This is a genomic window from Pedobacter sp. T50_32 (assembly GCF_057652195.1).
This window is the reverse complement of the sequence record NZ_JBYFBY010000001.1, coordinates 522,607-539,187: the sequence shown is the minus strand read 5'-3', so window position 1 is coordinate 539,187 and position 16,581 is coordinate 522,607. Positions and strand designations below refer to the sequence as shown.

Below are 16,581 nucleotides of genomic sequence, written 5' to 3'. Positions count from 1 at the left end.
ACATGAGTAAAACTAGACAACTCCTTTTCTTAGCTTTTTTTATGGTTTTTACCAGCGCTTGTAAAACCAGACAATACAGTAAAAACAACAAGCAAATTGAAAAAAACGCCAGAAAGGACAATCCTACTCCTATTTCTTATACCACATTATCTTATATCGATGCCTTTAAGGGTATTGCGATAGAAGAAATGAACAAATTCGGTATTCCTGCAAGTATCACCTTGGCACAGGGCATTTTAGAATCTGGCAGCGGCAGCAGCGATTTGGCCAAATACGCCAACAATCATTTCGGCATTAAATGTACCTCAGACTGGAAAGGCAAAGCTTATTACAAAGACGACGATAACCGCGACGATTGCTTTAGAGTGTACAAAGATCCTCGGGAATCTTACAAAGATCATTCGGAATTTTTAAAACGTAAACGCTATGCGGCACTTTTCGAGCTAGACAAAAACGATTATAGAAATTGGGCAATTGGCTTAAAAAATGCTGGTTATGCTACCAATCCAAGGTATCCGGAACTGCTCATTAACATTATTGATAAGTACAAGCTCTACCAGTACGACCAATCTGAAAGTGAGCGTGAAAAATTAGCACGGGAAGATAAGGTGTTTAAAGAAATCAATGCCAATATCCCCAACGAAAAGAAATTGTACACACCGGTTAGCGTTGCACCAAAAGATCCGCCAGCAAGTCTAGAAAACGGTAAATTCCATACAGTATTGCAGGGCGAAACATTGTACAAGATCGGTCAGCTCTATAAAATTTCGGTAGATGAACTAAAGTCTATCAATCAATTGCCAGACAATAATATTAAAATTGGGCAAAAACTGCAGGTAGTTAAATAATGTTAAGATAAATAGCTCAATTTTTATAAATTGTAGCTTTGCTTAATTAATGAGAATACTACTTTGGTCCATATTATTTCTGAGTGCCCTAAACACGTTTGCGCAACAAAAAACGGTTCCTGGTTTTGTGGTAGATAAAGATACCAAACTGCGATTGGCAAAAGTTTACATCTACAACTCATCTGTTGACGAAGGTTTTTACAATAACACCAAAGGAGAATTTACTGCACCTGTAAAATTAGGTGACACCCTTTTTGCTGCATTAAGTGGCCACGCCATGGATACAGTGGTTTACCGCGGACAAAGTGCTATTATTTTTCAGCTGCGTTCAATGGGTATCCGATTAAAAGAAGTTAGTATTTACGGAAAGGCCAAAACTCCGCAAGAGCTTTATAAATCTAAGTTAGAAGAATACAAATACAAACTAGATAAGGGAAGCAGTAAAGATTTGCTAAACCTCGGTATGGGCGGCGTTGGTTTAGGCATCGATGCTATTTATAACCTATTGAGCAGAGAAGGCAAAAACGCTCGTCACCTGCAAAAAATCCTCGAAAAGGATTACAAAGAGGAAGTGATTGACTATCGTTACCGACCAAACTATGTTTCAGCGTTAATTGACATTAAAGAAGAGAACCTGCAAGACTTTATGACGCAGTACCGCCCAACTTATCAATTTGTGTTGAACGCATCAGAATACCAGTTTATCCAGTTCGTAAAAAATAGCTACGCCTCTTACAAGCGTAACCCATCAATGTTTCGTTTGCCAACTTTGCCCAAGCTAACCATAGATCAACAGTAATGGCACTTTTTATCGTTTTTAAAAAACTGCCCGCAGCAGCTATGGCTATTTACCCCTTTATTTTGGTTAAAAGTAAGGCTTACAAAAACGATGCGGTATTAATTAATCACGAGAAAATACATCACCAACAACAGTTGGAACTGCTCTTAATTCCATTTTATCTGTTTTATTTGCTCAATTACCTAGTTAACCTGCTAATTTACAGGTCTCATTACAAAGCTTATTTAAACATCGTATTCGAAAAAGAAGCTTATCAACACGAGTGTGAACTTAATTACCTATCCAAACGGAAAAGATATAATTGGTTCAAATTAATAACACCCTAATTTTGTAGCATTTGTAGCACAAAGCTATTTCCCTTATCAATATTTCATAAAATTTTGCGTTATTTTGTAGAAAATGAAGCGTTTAATACTAACCCTTTTTGCGATTTCAGGATTTTGCCTTGCTACTTCTGCCCAAGAAATAGACACCGTTCCGATTCCCTTAAAAGATATGGAGATCAAGTTGAAGCGAAATCCGTTGCCATCTAGGCTAGGTACAATCACTTTCCAACCGGTAGAGCTTAAGCCTGCTTTGGTGCAAGCCAAAATTAACTACTGGAAAACAAAAGCTACCGTTGGCATCAACGCCAATCAAGCTTCATTTAGTGATAACTGGAAAGGTGGTGGTACCAACTCTATCGCCATTGGTGCATTGTTAAACCATAAAGCAGAGTACAGCAAAGAGAGCTACAGTTACACCAGCGAGGTTATTTTGCAATATGGAAAGGTAAAGAACAAAGATCAGCTGCAAAAGAAAACCAACGACCGTATTTATTGGGATAATAAAGCCGCCGTACAATTATCAAAGAATTGGTATTTCTTCGCCTCTTTAAGTTTCGAATCGCAGTTTGACAAAGGTTTTTCTTACAGTAGAGATGCCCAAGGCAACGAAATTCCGAAGCTACTTTCTAGGTTTATGGCTCCTGGTTATTTAACAGAATCTATGGGTTTCGAGTACAAGCCAAGTAAGGTATTTTCTACTCGTATTGGTACAGGTACGGCTCGTCAAACTTTCGTTTTAGATACCACCATTTACAAAACTAACCCTAAAAACTTTGGTGTAGAAGTTGGAAAAAGAGTTAAAAATGAGCTCGCTTTTCAGGTAGTAAGTAACTTGGAAAAAGAAATCATGAAGAACACTATTTTAAAGGCGAAATACAATATGTTCATCCCTTACGAAGATTTTGGTGAGATTGATCATCGTTTAGACGTGGTGGTTACCGCCAAACTGAACCGCTTTTTGAACGTTTCACTTACTGGTGTTATCTTATACGATAAGGACATGGATTTAAAAGTGCAGAGCAGTCAGGCTTTGGCACTCGGTGTAAGTTTTGCCTTTCCTAGATAATTCATTTGAAGCGCAAGGACATTGCTCCTATTTAACCGCAGTCCCGCCATTCGTTACAATCTTTTTGTAGTCGTATGCATAACTTCAACGGAAGCACATCAAAAAGTATTTCCACTGCTGTCGGGGCTAGTTAAGAAAAATAGAATTGAAAGCCGCTTAAATCTTATCATAACCACCAAGGCACAAAGCACACCAAGAAAGAAGGCTGTTTGCTCTTGTTGGCGTCCTCGCCAACGAATTTTATTTAACGATTAATATTTTTCATTTCTACCTAGCCCACGTTTAAATCGTCGGTTAAAAATAAATGGCAAACCATTTCCGAATTACACGTTGGTGAGGACGACGACGCGGGAAACAGTCATAATGCAAAACCGCTTTGACAAACCTCTATCCCGTTTGCCAGAGGTTTGTCAAAGCTGGCGATTAGCACAGGTTTAAGTTAGTTAAACCCGATTGAAACGGCAGCCCCGAGACAGCGATAGCGAACGAGGGCTACAGTGTAAAGCGGGACTATTGAAACCGATTTTAACTATTACTGCTTTTCAAAAACCTTAAAGCAACAGCTTGCGCTCAAAAATCTAAAATCGTTTCCGTACGTACGGGATAAAATCGTAAATTTCCTTACCTTTGCAATCTTAAAAATTTAATTATCAAGCAATGTTTGAAAATTTACAGGATAAGTTAGACAGGGCGTTTAAAGTTCTAAAAGGACAGGGAAGCATTACCGAAATCAACGTGGCAGAGACCATGAAAGAGATTAGAAAGGCTTTACTTGATGCGGACGTAAATTATAAAACCGCCAAAACTTTTACCGATCAGGTGAAAGAAAAGGCTTTGGGCTCAAACGTATTGACCAGCATTTCGCCAGGGCAATTGCTTACCAAAATTATGAACGACGAGCTTTCTGCCTTAATGGGTGGTGAAGCAACGGAGTTAGATCTTAAAAATAACCCAACCGTAATATTAATTGCTGGTTTAAATGGTGCTGGTAAAACTACTTTCACTGGTAAATTGGCATTGCACTTAAAGAGCAAAGGCAAAAAACCGTTAATGGTTGCTGGCGACGTTTACCGTCCGGCGGCTGTTGACCAATTGCAGGTTTTAGGCGAGCAAGTTGGTGTACCGGTTTACGCTAATAAAGAATCGAAAGATCCTGTAGCAATTGCCTTGGAAGGTATTGCTGAAGGTAAAAAGAATAACAATAACGTAATCATTGTCGATACTGCCGGTCGTTTGTCTATTGACGAGGCTTTGATGAACGAGATTTCGGAGGTTAAAGCACAGACTAAGCCACACGAGATTTTATTCGTAGTAGATTCGATGACTGGTCAGGATGCGGTAAATACAGCCAAAGTATTTAACGATCGTTTAGATTTTACGGGTGTAGTATTAACCAAATTAGATGGTGATACTCGTGGTGGTGCGGCACTTTCTATTAAATCGGTAGTTGATAAACCAATTAAGTTTATTGGTACTGGCGAGAAAATGGAAGCTTTGGATGTTTTCTATCCAGACAGGATGGCTTCTCGTATTTTGGGCATGGGTGACGTTGTTTCCTTGGTAGAGCGTGCTCAGCAACAGTTTGACGAGAAGGAAGCGGCCGAACTTCAAAAGAAAATCCGTAAAAATAAATTCGATTTCAACGATTTCTACGGTCAGATCCAACAAATCAAGAAAATGGGTAACATGAAAGATTTGATGGGCATGATACCTGGTGTTGGAAAGATGATGAAAAACGTAGATATTGATGATGATGCTTTTAAGGGTATTGAGTCGATCATCCAGTCGATGACTCCTTACGAAAAGGAAAATCCAGATATGATACAACAAAGCCGTAGGGTTAGAATTGCAAAAGGTTCTGGCAACAAGGTTGAGGATGTAACTAAGCTTTTAAAGCAATTTGAGGATATGAGAAAGGTAATGAAGCAGTTCTCTAATCCGGCGGCGGCTGCAAAAATGATGCGCAACATGCCAAAAATGCCGCAACGCTAATAAAAGTTAAATGTATTGAAAACCCGAAGCATCGGGATTAAAACTCAAAAAATAAAGCCCGAGATATCGTTTAAGTGTCTCGGGCTTTTTTATGTTCGGTCTCTAAGCCCCTTTAGGGGTTGGGGTTTAATCTTCTAAAACAACCGCAGTTCCGCTAGCAGTTACCATTAACATGCTGCCCCCGCTTCCTACAGTTTCATAATCTAAATCAACACCTATGATGGCATTTGCTCCCATTGCCGCAGCATACTGTTGCATTTCGCTAACTGCGGTGTTTTTTGCTTCACGCAACACCTGCTCATACGAGCCTGAGCGTCCGCCTACAATATCTCTAATTCCGGCAAAGATGTCTTTAAAAAAGTTTGCCCCTATAATTGTTTCTCCTGTTACAAGACCAATGTATTTAACTACTTTTTTGCCTTCTACATTATTGGTTGTGGTTACTAACATAGCTTTAAGTTTTTTATGATTCGATGGTTTGAATTACGATTTGTTACATCATTACCATAAATTTTCATCGAGATGTAATTATAAATGGCAACTTAACAGAGCTAAAGTGTGTGAAAAATAGGTGTTTAGCTATTGTAACTTAAAAAGTTATATCTTTGTAAAGTGAATTGTCTTGGATGTTGATGCCTAAACCAAGCCATGACGGTTTCCAAGCCAATGAAAATATAAATAGATGAAAAAAATCTACCTACTTGAGATCTTCACACGCTCAACTCTCGCAGCACTCTCGATGCTCTTAATGCTGTCTGTTGGTTTTGCAAATGCACAAAACGTTGTTGGACCAAATGCAGATCAAAACCATCAACCTCAATTATCTGTTAACTTGGCTGTGTTAGGCAATTCTAGTCGTACCGCTGCCGACGAGTTTTTTGAAGATGCAGAGCGTTTTGAACGTTTTGGAGATTTTGATGCTGCCATAGTTACTTTTAACAAAGCTGCGAAAGAGTACAAACAAGACAAGAAATATAACCGTTACGGCACAACGTTGATTCGCTTAAGCAACATTCACGTGCTGCTTTCTAACTACAACGAAGCTGAGCAGATTGTTTTAAAACAAGTGTTAAAAAATTATAGTAGAATTGGTAATAAAGCAGGGCAAATGTCAGCTTATCAACAGTTGGGCAAAATATATTTTGCTGCCAATAAATTGCCTCAATCACTTTGGTTTTATACTCAACACGGTATCTTAGCCCAACAACTTAAAGATAACAATGCCTACATCGAATCTGTTTTGGGCATTGCATCCGTTAAAATCAAAAAGAAAGACTACCAATTGGCTGTTAAAGATCTAAATGCTGCCGAACTTCTTTCAAAGAATAACAATACTGTACAGTACAATCAGCTAATCAAAAGCTCTAGAGCTATCATAGCTGAAAGAACTGCTATAAAAAAGGGATAGATAGTTTAAACCTTAGTAAAATACCTATTTCTGGGTATTAGCTTCGTTTTTTCTTTTCCTATTTTCATCTAAACAAACCTCTCTCATGAAACCTAAAACAAACCTTGCGGCGCTGTTAAGTGCTCGCGAATTAGAAATTATTCGTTTAATTACCCAAGAGTATAGCAACCAAGATATTGCTACACATTTAAACATTAGTAAGAGAACGGTAGAAACACATCGTAAGAATATTTTTAAAAAAGCAAAGGTGAAAAGTATTGTGGGGCTTGTTGTTTTAGCAATGAAAAATAATTTGGTAAGATAGATTCCATTCTTTTTACAATCTTTACAAAAAAGATACAGACTAAAACTGTATCTTTTTTGTTTATTTAAGAAATTGGTATCATATTGGATAATGATTTTATAAGAATGGATTTTAAAACAGTTAGAGAAATGCTGAAAAGAATATTTGCCATTACCTTTACCGCTGCAGTGTTAGCCTGCACAGCCTCTCCAAAGGCTCAAAAACCGGTAGATGGTATTTCGAACATAAAACCAGACGAACAACAAAGTTTGGTAGCCAAAGAAGTGGTGGGTTTAATTGAGAATTATAACTACAAAAAGATAAAGCTGAATGATTCTATATCATCTGTTATTTTTGATAGATATATTAAGGCCCTAGACCCTTCGAAATATTACTTTTTAGAAAGTGATATCAAAGAATTTGAAGCTAATAGACACAGCTTGGACGACGATTTAAGAATTGGTGACCTTAGTGCACCGTTCTACATTTTTAATGTTTACTTGAAACGCTATAACGAGCGTGTAGATTTTTCTGTTTCCCAGATTAAAAACAAATACGATTTCACTCAAAATGACACCTATGTTTACGATAGGGAAAAACTTCCTTGGACAAAAAACAAAGCTGAGCTAGATGAAATTTGGAAAAAGCGTGTGAAATATGAGTTGGTAAATCTTAAAATTGCGGGCACAGATGAAGCAAAAAATATTGAAACGCTAACCAAGCGTTATACCAACTTAAAATCGCAAGCAGCAAAATTCAACAATCAGGATGTATTTCAAATTTTGATGGATTCATTTACCGAAGCCATTGACCCGCATACAAACTACTTTAACCCACGTAATGCAGAGGCTTTTAACCAAGAAATGTCTCGTTCGTTGGAAGGTATTGGTGCTGTTTTACAATCTGAAAATGAAGTAACTAAAATTGCTTCTGTAATGCCTGGAGGCCCTGCTTTTAAAAGTAAAAAGCTTAACGCTGGCGATAAAATTATTGCTGTAGCACAAGGTACCGATGGTGAGTTTGAGGATATCATCGGTTGGAGAATTGACAACGCAGTTTCTAAAATCAAAGGTCCAAAAGGAACTACTGTTCGTTTAAAAGTTATTCCTTCGGGACAAGAACTTTCTTCTAAACCACAAATTATTACTTTGGTGAGAGAGAAGATCATCTTAGCTGAGCAATCTGCGAAAAAGATTGTGAAAACTGTGGAGAACGATGGCAAACCTTATAAAATTGGTGTAATCAAAATCCCTGCTTTTTATGCAGATTTTAAGGCAGCAAATGCTGGAGATCCAAATTATAAGAGCACAACAAGAGATGTTCGTTTATTGATCGATACGCTTAAAAATATGGATAAGGTTGATGCTATAGTAGTTGACCTTAGAGCAAACGGTGGCGGTTCTTTAAATGAAGCTATTGAACTTTCTGGTTTATTTATTGGCAAAGGCCCAGTGGTACAGGTTAAAGATTACAGAAATAGCGTAAAAGTTTATAAAGATGAAGATAATGCAATTACTTGGGATGGTCCTCTAGGTGTAATGATTGACCGATTAAGTGCTTCAGCATCTGAAATTTTCGCTGGTGCGATACAGGATTACGGTCGTGGCATTGTAATGGGAACCCAATCTTATGGAAAAGGTACTGTACAGTCTTCTATCGATCTAAACTCTTTAATGAACTCTTCGATGTTGCAAAAATTGGCTGCATTGTTTAAAAAGAACGAAGACGAGAAAAAAGCAGCTAAGAAAGATCTTAACTCGCCTACAGTAACTATCGTAGATAAAAACGGTGTGCCTCAGTTAGGCCAAATTAACTTAACGATGGCTAAGTTTTACCGTGTTAGCGGTAACAGTACACAACATAAAGGTGTAATTCCTGATATCAATTTCCCTTCAATTTATCCTTTAGATAAAATTGGAGAAGATACAGAACCATCTGCTTTACCTTTCGATGTGGTAAATCCATCGGCTTATGCTACGGTTTATGATTTAAATGCGGTAAAATCAAATTTGATTAAGCTTCACGAAAAGAGAATGACTAAATCGTTAGATTATAAAATGCTGAAAGAGGATATCGCTGAAAGCAAGAAAAGAGAAAACGAAACTTCGGTAACTTTAAATGAAGCTAAATTAAAAGCAGAACGCGAAGCGCTTGAAGCTAAATCTTTAGCGAGATTAAATCAGGTGAGAGCAGAAAAAGGTTTAGCACCGCTTAAGAAAGGCGAAAAAACACCTAAACAAGAGGCTTCTGATTTTATTGAGGATGAAAGCATGAACATCATGGTTGATTTCATGAAGCAAACGGAAACTTCGAAGCTGACTAAAAACACAAATAAGTTGTCTCCTTTGAATAAATAATAGAAGCAAGAGATAAAAAAAGGCGATTAGAAATTCTAATCGCCTTTTTTGTTTATATTCTGCCGTCATTGCAAGGCACGAATCATTAACGTCGGTCTCTAAATCTCACAACCATTTTCATCACAACTATTATCCTTCGTTGTATTTAAGCTTTTTAAGGATGAATTTTCTTGCGCCACCTTCCATTCATTATAGCTTTGCGTAATTGCTTGTTTAAACGCATCTACAGGCTGTGCTCCCGATAGTGCGTATTTTCTGTCCATCACAAAAAACGGAACGCCCCTAACCCCTAATTGTTGACTTTCATAAATATCAAATCTTACTTCCTCTGTAAAAGCATCGCTTTCTAAAACAAATTTGGCCTCTTCCACGTCTAAACCCAAAGAAGAAGCAATTTCTAAAAGCGCATGGTTATCACTAATGTTTTTGCCTTGTTCGAAATGAGCTTTAAATAACTGCTCTTCCGCTAAGTCTTGTTTCCCTTTACTAGCAGCGAAATGGATTAATCGATGTGCATCGAATGAATTGGCTGGAATACTGGTCTCAAAATCTAAATTTAAGCCCACATTATTTGCCATAGCCGAAACCTGCGTTGTCATTTGCTTAGCTTGCTCTAAGCTTATCCCTTTATTTTTAGAAAGGTAATCGTAAAGACTTTCACCTCCTTCGTTATTATATTCTGGGTTTAACTGATAGCTTTTCCAATTGATCTCAACTTCACCTTTAAAAGGAAGTTCTGTTAATGCCTGCTCTAAATGTCTTTTACCGATATAACAAAAAGGACACATTACATCAGACCATATTTCTATTTTCATTTCTTTCTATTTAATAATACGAAGGTAGGCACTTGTTAAAAAAGCTTAGTCTCAGGAAGGTAAAATATGCACGTTCCCCCGCAATGACGACAACAAAAATTGTGTGCGAAAAAAACGGACAGCCCAAACTAGAACTGCCCGTTAAAATCAAACACTATAAACTAATATAGTTTCTTTATTTATACAGCTGATTAAACAGCCATTTAAATGTACCGTGAGTTTGCGATCTGAAAGTAATTTCTGGTCCGAAAGCGTATAACTTTCCTTTGCCATAATCTGCTTCGAATACAGCTACACCATCTTTCAAATAAGCTTGTCCCCATGCCCAACCACTGCGTAACGGTTTGTCTGTAGCAAACCAAGCCAAAGGCTTTACTTTCGCCTTGTCGTCAGTGATTTTAAATACCGGACTATTATCAAAATACACATCTGTATTTTCATCTAAGCCCCAGTTTGCCGCTAATTTAGCATCAGTTTTCACACTCAACACACTTCCTGGAACATAGTACTTATCGTTAGGTAAACGTTTGCCATCAGCGGTTAGTAAGGCATTTTTAACCGGCAAACCTAAGTGCGCTGCCAAGTTTGTTGCAGAACCAATAGCTACAATATTTCCGCCGTTTTCTAAGAAAGCTTTCAATTGAGGAACAGATTTTTCTGCCGTCATTCTACCCACTCTGCCTTTAAATTCATCGGGAATGTTTTCAACTACTGGCGGATTAAATCCTCTTCCTGCACCATCAGCTGTAAGTGCAGGCACAGAACCACCAACCATAATTAACACATCATATTGGTCTTTCAATTTTCCAGCATCAATATCTGGCGGATAAACCACCGTAATATCATAATGGTATTGCTCCATAATATACCTGATCCAACCTGATGGCATTGAGCCGCCGTAAGTGTCCCAAAGTGCGATACGAGATGGTTTAACCTTCACTGCTCCCTTTGGCTTGCTTGCCGCCGTTACTTTCATGCCAAAATTATGCTCTGCTTTGTTTAAGGCAGTTTTGGCCGCAGCCGAAGCAGGAACATAAAACGAACCATCAGCAGGATTTCTCAATACTTCTACCTTTGCTTTTAATAATTCGTTCACCGCCAAATAGCTCTCATTAGCCTGTGCACTTAATGCATAACCGCTAGCGCTAGGCAAAGCTTGTGGCGTAGCTTTTAATAACTCGCCATAAGTTGTTTTTTGGAAAGGTCCATCAAAAGCGTTTACGATACGATCGAATTTCACGTTCATTAAATAAGCCAAAGTCCAACCTGCAGCATCATAGGGTGCTGTTGGAGGCCCACCTTCATACTTAAAATCATTCGGGTGATCTTGCGGCTCAAACATATCCAGCACATGTGGTCTAAAAGCTTGGTCTGTTTTCACGATATAAGAGCCTGCCGGATATTTTTTACCTTCTACCGTAAATGCAGCGGTTGCTTTTTGCACCACCACACCGGTTCTAATCAATGCATTTAAGAAACGAATTGCAGTAGTAAAATCTGGCTGATCTGCAGAAATAATATAACCTCTAGCATCACGCAACTTAGGATCTTTCATTACTTCATCGAAGAATTTCGGATCTATGCCTCTTCTCGAAGCACCAGAGTTATCAGATTTATCTTTCTTTGCCGCCGCATTAATGGCTTCTATCTTTTGAGGCGAGAAAGACCAAGTATCTTTACTTCCTCTGTCGATTGAGTTTTTACCCATTTTATACACGTTGAACAACAACTCATCGTGGTAACGCTGTGCGTAATTCAGCACCGCATAATTTAACGAAACTGAATAATCTATAGCGCTTTTGAAATACCATTTTTGCGGTGTAACCGGATTTGGAGAATCGCTATTTGGCAACAAACGCGATGGTACTAAAGGAATTTCCATTGGTGTTGGACTACCCACAATTTCTGTTAGCAAGCCCACCATATTATGGAAGTATGTTGTGGTTCTTAAACCACCATTGTACCAAGTAGAGAAAACAGAACCATTACGCTGGGTGTAGCCGGGCTTGTCTTCCACGTTTAAACGGTTGTGCATTGCCGCACCAACTGCATCTACACTTGTCAGAATAATTGGATCGAAGACATAATTATGTGGATCACGGAATGGAGGCCCGGCCACAACTGTTCCGGCAGGACCAGATTGGTGGTGGTTGTACATAATTTGCGGGTTCCACTCAATGAACAACTGACGCCCCATGTTCTGCGTTTCCTTCAAATTCAGCATAAAGAAATCGCGATTGTTATCGTGACCTGCATATTTTTGGTACATCCTTGGTAAACCCGCTAAAGATCTCTTCTCAGGCGTTGCTTCTCTCAAGTACCAATTGGTTTGCAATTCTTGTCCATCTGGATTAGCATGCGTCATCAAAATAATAACCTCATCTAAAATCTTGGTAGTTTCCGCATCAGTTCTACTTATCAAATTATAAGCAGTTTGAATGAGTTGGTGCGCTCCTACGGTTTCGTTGGCGTGTAAGCCGCCATCAATCCAAACTACCGCTTTACCTTGCTGAGCCAGATCTTTGGCATCTTTTTCAGAAAGTCCTTCGGCTCTAGCTAATTTTTGCGAAATAGACTTGTACTTCTCCAAATTTTTGTGGTTCTCTGGCGAAGTCACAATGAGCATATACTGGCTTCTACCCTCTTCGGTTTTGCCAATATCAACCAACTTTACTCGTTTTGAGCTAGCGGCTAGTTTTTTAAAGTAAGCTTCGGTTTGGGTGTAATTGGCCAATTGGTAATTATCACCAATATCAAATCCAAAATGCGATTTAGGAGATTGAACTTCTTGCGCAACGGCATTGAAACTAGTTGCCAACAAGAACATCCAAACGCCCTTTTTTAAGTATCTTTTTATCATACTGTTTTATTGTTTGAAGGTTATATCAAATATATGACAGATAAAGTAGCGATGTAAGACCTCATTAAATTTGTTACACTCGGCGAATAAGGTTTCATTTCCTCGGTGCTATTGCATAACTTCGCTCTCAGTAAGTTCTTAACTTTATTTCAAATCAAACCGATGATGGTTTCCGAGTAATATCGGAATTAATAGGGAATCATGTGAAAATCATGAGCTGTCGCGCAACTGTAAATCCTTTTCTTTTAGGAAAACAGCGTTACCATAATGCCACTGTTACGACTTAGGTCGAGATGGGAAGGCGGTAGCACTGGGGATAAGTCAGGAGACCTGCCACAATCGAATTGACAATGTCTTCGCGAAATAAGACAATGGGTCAGGTGTGATTAGCTAGCGTATAGATTTTCTCTATGGCTTAACTATTCCTATCCACAAAAATTATTTCAGGGCATTACTTAGAGTTGGGATTTAAATTTTTTCATTTAAACCCTTTTAAAATGCAAACTCAAATTTTAGGCTATCCGCGAATTGGTAGTCAAAGAGAATTGAAAAAGGCCTGCGAAAGCTACTGGGCAGGCACCACTGGTTACAAAAATGTACTTCAGGTGGGAAAAAACATCCGTAAGGAAAACTGGGAGCTACAGAAAAACTTAGGTGTAGATTTTATTCCATCTAACGATTTTTCTTTTTACGACCAAGTGCTAGACCATTCTTTAATGTTTGGTGCAATTCCGCAGCGTTACAACCCAGTAGCTACAAAACAAGATAACTGCGAATTAGATCTTTATTTCGCAATGGCGAGAGGTTATCAAAAAGAAGGGCTAGATATTATCGCCATGGAAATGACGAAATGGTTTGATACCAATTACCATTATATTGTTCCCGAATTCTACAAAAATCAATCTTTCAGCCTTTTTTCTACCAAAATTATTGATGAGTTTTATGAAGCGAAACAGTTAGGAATTATTACCAAGCCCGTATTGATTGGCCAGATTAGCTATCTCCTTTTAGGCAAAGAAAAAGAAGCTGGGTTCCATAGAATTGATTTGATTAAAAACCTGCTTCCAGTTTACATCGATATTTTAACAAGGTTGAAATCTTTAGGTGCAACACACGTTCAATTTGATGAACCGTTTTTGGTCTTAGACTTATCTGAAAGTGAAAAACAGGCCTATCAATCAGCATATCAACAATTAAAAAAGGCTTTTCCAGAGCTTAAGTTTGTATTGGCGACCTATTTTGGTGCTTTGCAAGATAATGTGGAATTAGCCACAGCTTTACCTGTAGAAATATTGCATATAGATTTAGTGAGAGCGCCGCAACAATTGGATGAAGTACTTAGTAAAATCTCCACAGAAAAAATACTTTCCTTAGGTGTAATTGATGGACGAAATATCTGGAAAAACGATTTTGAAAATTCTCTATCTATCATTAATAGTGCTGTAAAAACCTTAGGAAAAGACCGCGTTTGGATTGCCACTTCTTGCTCTTTGCTGCATAGCCCATGCGATTTAACATTAGAAAAAAATGAAGCCGTTTTAACTTCAGAAATAAAGCAATGGATGGCTTTTGCTAAACAAAAAGTTGGCGAGTTAACAACCTTAAAACGATTAGCAAACGAAGAAAACTCAACTGCTGTTAAAGCAGAACTCGCACAAAATAAAGCAGCACAAGAAAGTCGTAAAAGTTCTTCTTTAATCCACAATGTGGAAGTAAAAAATAGAATAAATGACATTAAACAAAGTGACTCGGAACGCTTAAATGGTTTTACAAAACGACGTAAGCTACAACAGGATGCTTTAAATCTACCTGCTTTTGCAACAACCACCATTGGCTCTTTTCCGCAAACGCCAGAGGTGAGAAGCTGGAGGGCAAAATTGAAAAAAGGAAGCCTAAATCAGGCCCAATATGACCAATTGATAGCTATCGAAACTGAAAAAGCTGTGCGTTGGCAAGAAGAAATTGGCTTAGATGTTTTGGTGCATGGCGAGTTTGAACGCAATGACATGGTAGAATATTTTGGCGAGCAATTGAATGGATTTACATTTTCTCAGAACGGTTGGGTACAAAGCTACGGCTCTCGCTGTGTAAAACCTCCTATCATCTACGGCGACGTAACCAGACCAGAAGCGATGACATTAAAATGGACCAATTACGCACAATCTCTGACATCAAATTACATGAAAGGAATGTTAACAGGGCCAGTAACTATTCTGCAATGGTCATTTGTTCGCAACGATCAGCCTCGTTCAGAAACTTGTAATCAAATAGCGCTAGCCATAAGAGATGAAGTGGTTGATTTGGAAAAAGCTGGAATAAAGATCATCCAAATTGATGAGCCTGCCATAAGAGAAGGTTTACCTTTACGCAAAGCGGATTGGAAAACTTATTTAGACTGGGCAGTAAAAGCTTTCAGGATTTCTGCGAGTGGCGTAAAAGACGAAACTCAAATTCATACGCATATGTGCTATTCTGAATTTAATGACATTATTGATAGCATTTCTGCAATGGATGCCGATGTAATTACCATTGAGACTTCACGTTCGCAAATGGAACTGCTAAACGCCTTTGCCGATTTCAAATATCCAAACGAGATTGGTCCGGGTGTTTATGATATTCATTCGCCACGAGTTCCCAACAAAGACGAAATGGTAAATTTGCTGAAAAAAGCAGCTTTGGTTATTCCTAGGGAGCAGCTTTGGGTAAACCCAGATTGTGGCCTAAAAACGAGAGGCTGGGATGAAACCAAGAAAGCCTTGATAGAAATGGTGGAGGCAGCAAAAACCATGAGAAATAATTAATCTATTTTTTTAACCCAGACTTGCGAAGTTTTCGAAACTTCGCAAGTCTTTAACCTATCTTTGAAGATGACCCTAGAAGAAAGAATTGCTGCATCGAAAACCAGTATATTTAAAACCGTATTCCCAAATACCACCAACCACTACGATACCCTTTTTGGTGGTACAGCAATGCACATGATGGATGAAGTTGCTTTTATTACCGCTACAAGATTTAGCCGTCAGGTGATGGTAACCGTTAGTAGTGATCGTATCGATTTTAAAAAAGCTATTCCCGGCGGAACGTTTGTTGAACTGATTGGTAAAGTTACCCATGTGGGCAATACCAGTTTAAAGGTTAACGTAGAAATTTACATTGAACAGATGTACGCCGAAGGTAGAGAATTGGCCATACACGGCGATTTTACTTTTGTAGCACTGGATGCCAACAAAAAGCCAACGGCAGTGATTAAATAACCTTTTATCACACCTTTGGTCTAGTTTTTGTTTAAATCTAGGTTAAAACACACCTAATATGAAAAAAGTAATATTATCTGCCTTGCTATATGCTGGTCTTTTGTTAACCTCATGTGCTACCACCAAATCGCCTGAATTACAAAAGTTAGAAGCCAGAAAAGAGGTCTTAGAATTAAGTACAAAAAGGAATCAATTAAGAATTGATTTAGAAAAAGAAAAAGCGAATAATGCGCAGTTGAAAAAGAATGTGCAGAGCTTAAATGCAGAAGCAAACAAAAAAACTGACAAGTTTTCTGCATCTAACCCTAATAGTACCGCGAAACAAGCCGCCGAAACTGCCAAACTCCTTAAGAATGTAGAGAAAGCTAACAGAAGATTGGAAGCAAGTACTAGGAAAGAGAAAAAAATTGAAAAGGATATTGAAAAAGTACAAGCAAAAATCAATAAGCTGAGCAAGCAAATTGAGTTTGTTGATCAAAAGAAACCTTAACCTAACAGCTAAAGCCACGAGCAATTCGTGGCTTTTCTTTCATAAATCTATTAGAGAAAATTGATTGCTTTGATTTATTTACT

Annotated in this window: 14 protein-coding genes and 1 riboswitch; of the genes, 11 read left to right on the top strand and 3 right to left on the bottom strand. The window is 38.2% G+C overall.

Annotated elements, in window-relative coordinates:
• Nucleotides 1-2: 2 nt before the first annotated feature.
• The 5 genes from AC23ME_RS02305 to ffh all read left to right on the top strand — a co-directional run bounded on the left by AC23ME_RS02305 (nucleotide 3) and on the right by ffh (nucleotide 5,031).
• On the top strand, nucleotides 3-848 hold the full coding sequence (locus AC23ME_RS02305) for a glucosaminidase domain-containing protein (RefSeq protein WP_487726131.1): 846 nt from the start codon (nucleotides 3-5) through the stop codon (nucleotides 846-848).
• A gap of 49 nt (nucleotides 849-897) precedes the next feature.
• Nucleotides 898-1,647, top strand: a complete 750-nt coding sequence (locus AC23ME_RS02300) for a hypothetical protein (protein WP_487726130.1) — start codon at nucleotides 898-900, stop codon at nucleotides 1,645-1,647.
• A complete protein-coding gene (locus AC23ME_RS02295; RefSeq protein WP_487726129.1) occupies nucleotides 1,647-1,973 on the top strand; it encodes a hypothetical protein in 327 nt (108 codons plus the stop codon). Before AC23ME_RS02300 ends, AC23ME_RS02295 begins: the two co-directional genes overlap by 1 nt.
• A 73-nt stretch (nucleotides 1,974-2,046) precedes the next feature.
• Complete coding sequence (locus tag AC23ME_RS02290; RefSeq protein WP_487726128.1) at nucleotides 2,047-3,039, top strand: DUF3078 domain-containing protein; 993 nt, start codon at nucleotides 2,047-2,049, stop codon at nucleotides 3,037-3,039.
• 657 nt (nucleotides 3,040-3,696) lie between these two features.
• Nucleotides 3,697-5,031, top strand: coding sequence for a signal recognition particle protein (gene ffh / locus AC23ME_RS02285; RefSeq protein WP_487726127.1), 1,335 nt, complete (start codon nucleotides 3,697-3,699; stop codon nucleotides 5,029-5,031).
• Nucleotides 5,032-5,157: 126 nt separating this feature from the next.
• On the opposite strand, the gene AC23ME_RS02280 is transcribed toward ffh, so the two are convergent.
• Nucleotides 5,158-5,481 carry a YbjQ family protein gene (locus AC23ME_RS02280; RefSeq protein ID WP_308849876.1) on the bottom strand — a complete coding sequence of 108 codons (324 nt, stop codon included), beginning with the start codon at nucleotides 5,479-5,481 and terminating at the stop codon, nucleotides 5,158-5,160.
• A 232-nt stretch (nucleotides 5,482-5,713) separates the two neighbouring features.
• Between AC23ME_RS02280 and AC23ME_RS02275 the strand changes: the two genes are divergently transcribed.
• The 3 genes from AC23ME_RS02275 to AC23ME_RS02265 all read left to right on the top strand — a co-directional run bounded on the left by AC23ME_RS02275 (nucleotide 5,714) and on the right by AC23ME_RS02265 (nucleotide 9,079).
• On the top strand, nucleotides 5,714-6,439 hold the full coding sequence (locus AC23ME_RS02275) for a tetratricopeptide repeat protein (protein WP_487726126.1): 726 nt from the start codon (nucleotides 5,714-5,716) through the stop codon (nucleotides 6,437-6,439).
• Nucleotides 6,440-6,524: 85 nt separating this feature from the next.
• Entirely contained in the window at nucleotides 6,525-6,743 is a 219-nt protein-coding gene (locus tag AC23ME_RS02270) for a response regulator transcription factor (protein ID WP_487726125.1), read from the top strand.
• Nucleotides 6,744-6,871: 128 nt separating this feature from the next.
• Nucleotides 6,872-9,079: a carboxy terminal-processing peptidase gene (locus AC23ME_RS02265; RefSeq protein ID WP_487726124.1), complete on the top strand. Its 2,208-nt coding sequence runs from the start codon at nucleotides 6,872-6,874 to the stop codon at nucleotides 9,077-9,079.
• Between the two features lie 98 nt (nucleotides 9,080-9,177).
• Here AC23ME_RS02265 and AC23ME_RS02260 read toward each other — a convergent pair whose 3' ends face one another.
• Both AC23ME_RS02260 and AC23ME_RS02255 read right to left on the bottom strand, forming a co-directional pair.
• Nucleotides 9,178-9,894, bottom strand: a complete 717-nt coding sequence (locus AC23ME_RS02260) for a DsbA family oxidoreductase (protein WP_487726123.1) — start codon at nucleotides 9,892-9,894, stop codon at nucleotides 9,178-9,180.
• A gap of 175 nt (nucleotides 9,895-10,069) precedes the next feature.
• A complete protein-coding gene (locus tag AC23ME_RS02255) occupies nucleotides 10,070-12,754 on the bottom strand; it encodes a M14 family metallopeptidase (protein ID WP_487726122.1) in 2,685 nt (894 codons plus the stop codon).
• Nucleotides 12,755-12,903: 149 nt separating this feature from the next.
• A riboswitch (cobalamin riboswitch) is annotated at nucleotides 12,904-13,106 on the top strand.
• 145 nt (nucleotides 13,107-13,251) lie between these two features.
• Between AC23ME_RS02255 and metE the strand changes: the two genes are divergently transcribed.
• From metE to AC23ME_RS02240, 3 genes are all read left to right on the top strand, one after another.
• Entirely contained in the window at nucleotides 13,252-15,555 is a 2,304-nt protein-coding gene (metE, locus tag AC23ME_RS02250) for a 5-methyltetrahydropteroyltriglutamate--homocysteine S-methyltransferase (protein ID WP_487726121.1), read from the top strand.
• Nucleotides 15,556-15,621: 66 nt separating this feature from the next.
• On the top strand, nucleotides 15,622-16,008 hold the full coding sequence (locus tag AC23ME_RS02245; protein WP_487726120.1) for an acyl-CoA thioesterase: 387 nt from the start codon (nucleotides 15,622-15,624) through the stop codon (nucleotides 16,006-16,008).
• Nucleotides 16,009-16,066: 58 nt separating this feature from the next.
• Nucleotides 16,067-16,498 (top strand): hypothetical protein, encoded by a 432-nt coding sequence (locus AC23ME_RS02240; RefSeq protein WP_487726119.1) that lies wholly within the window; start codon nucleotides 16,067-16,069, stop codon nucleotides 16,496-16,498.
• Nucleotides 16,499-16,581 lie beyond the last annotated feature (83 nt).

Coding starts and splice junctions, on each gene's coding strand:
- AC23ME_RS02305 (WP_487726131.1), top strand. CDS start 3: ATGAGTAAAACTAGACAACTCCTTTTCTTAGCTTTTTTTATGGTTTTT.
- AC23ME_RS02300 (WP_487726130.1), top strand. CDS start 898: ATGAGAATACTACTTTGGTCCATATTATTTCTGAGTGCCCTAAACACG.
- AC23ME_RS02295 (WP_487726129.1), top strand. CDS start 1,647: ATGGCACTTTTTATCGTTTTTAAAAAACTGCCCGCAGCAGCTATGGCT.
- AC23ME_RS02290 (WP_487726128.1), top strand. CDS start 2,047: ATGAAGCGTTTAATACTAACCCTTTTTGCGATTTCAGGATTTTGCCTT.
- ffh (WP_487726127.1), top strand. CDS start 3,697: ATGTTTGAAAATTTACAGGATAAGTTAGACAGGGCGTTTAAAGTTCTA.
- AC23ME_RS02280 (WP_308849876.1), bottom strand. CDS start 5,481: ATGTTAGTAACCACAACCAATAATGTAGAAGGCAAAAAAGTAGTTAAA.
- AC23ME_RS02275 (WP_487726126.1), top strand. CDS start 5,714: ATGAAAAAAATCTACCTACTTGAGATCTTCACACGCTCAACTCTCGCA.
- AC23ME_RS02270 (WP_487726125.1), top strand. CDS start 6,525: ATGAAACCTAAAACAAACCTTGCGGCGCTGTTAAGTGCTCGCGAATTA.
- AC23ME_RS02265 (WP_487726124.1), top strand. CDS start 6,872: ATGCTGAAAAGAATATTTGCCATTACCTTTACCGCTGCAGTGTTAGCC.
- AC23ME_RS02260 (WP_487726123.1), bottom strand. CDS start 9,894: ATGAAAATAGAAATATGGTCTGATGTAATGTGTCCTTTTTGTTATATC.
- AC23ME_RS02255 (WP_487726122.1), bottom strand. CDS start 12,754: ATGATAAAAAGATACTTAAAAAAGGGCGTTTGGATGTTCTTGTTGGCA.
- metE (WP_487726121.1), top strand. CDS start 13,252: ATGCAAACTCAAATTTTAGGCTATCCGCGAATTGGTAGTCAAAGAGAA.
- AC23ME_RS02245 (WP_487726120.1), top strand. CDS start 15,622: ATGACCCTAGAAGAAAGAATTGCTGCATCGAAAACCAGTATATTTAAA.
- AC23ME_RS02240 (WP_487726119.1), top strand. CDS start 16,067: ATGAAAAAAGTAATATTATCTGCCTTGCTATATGCTGGTCTTTTGTTA.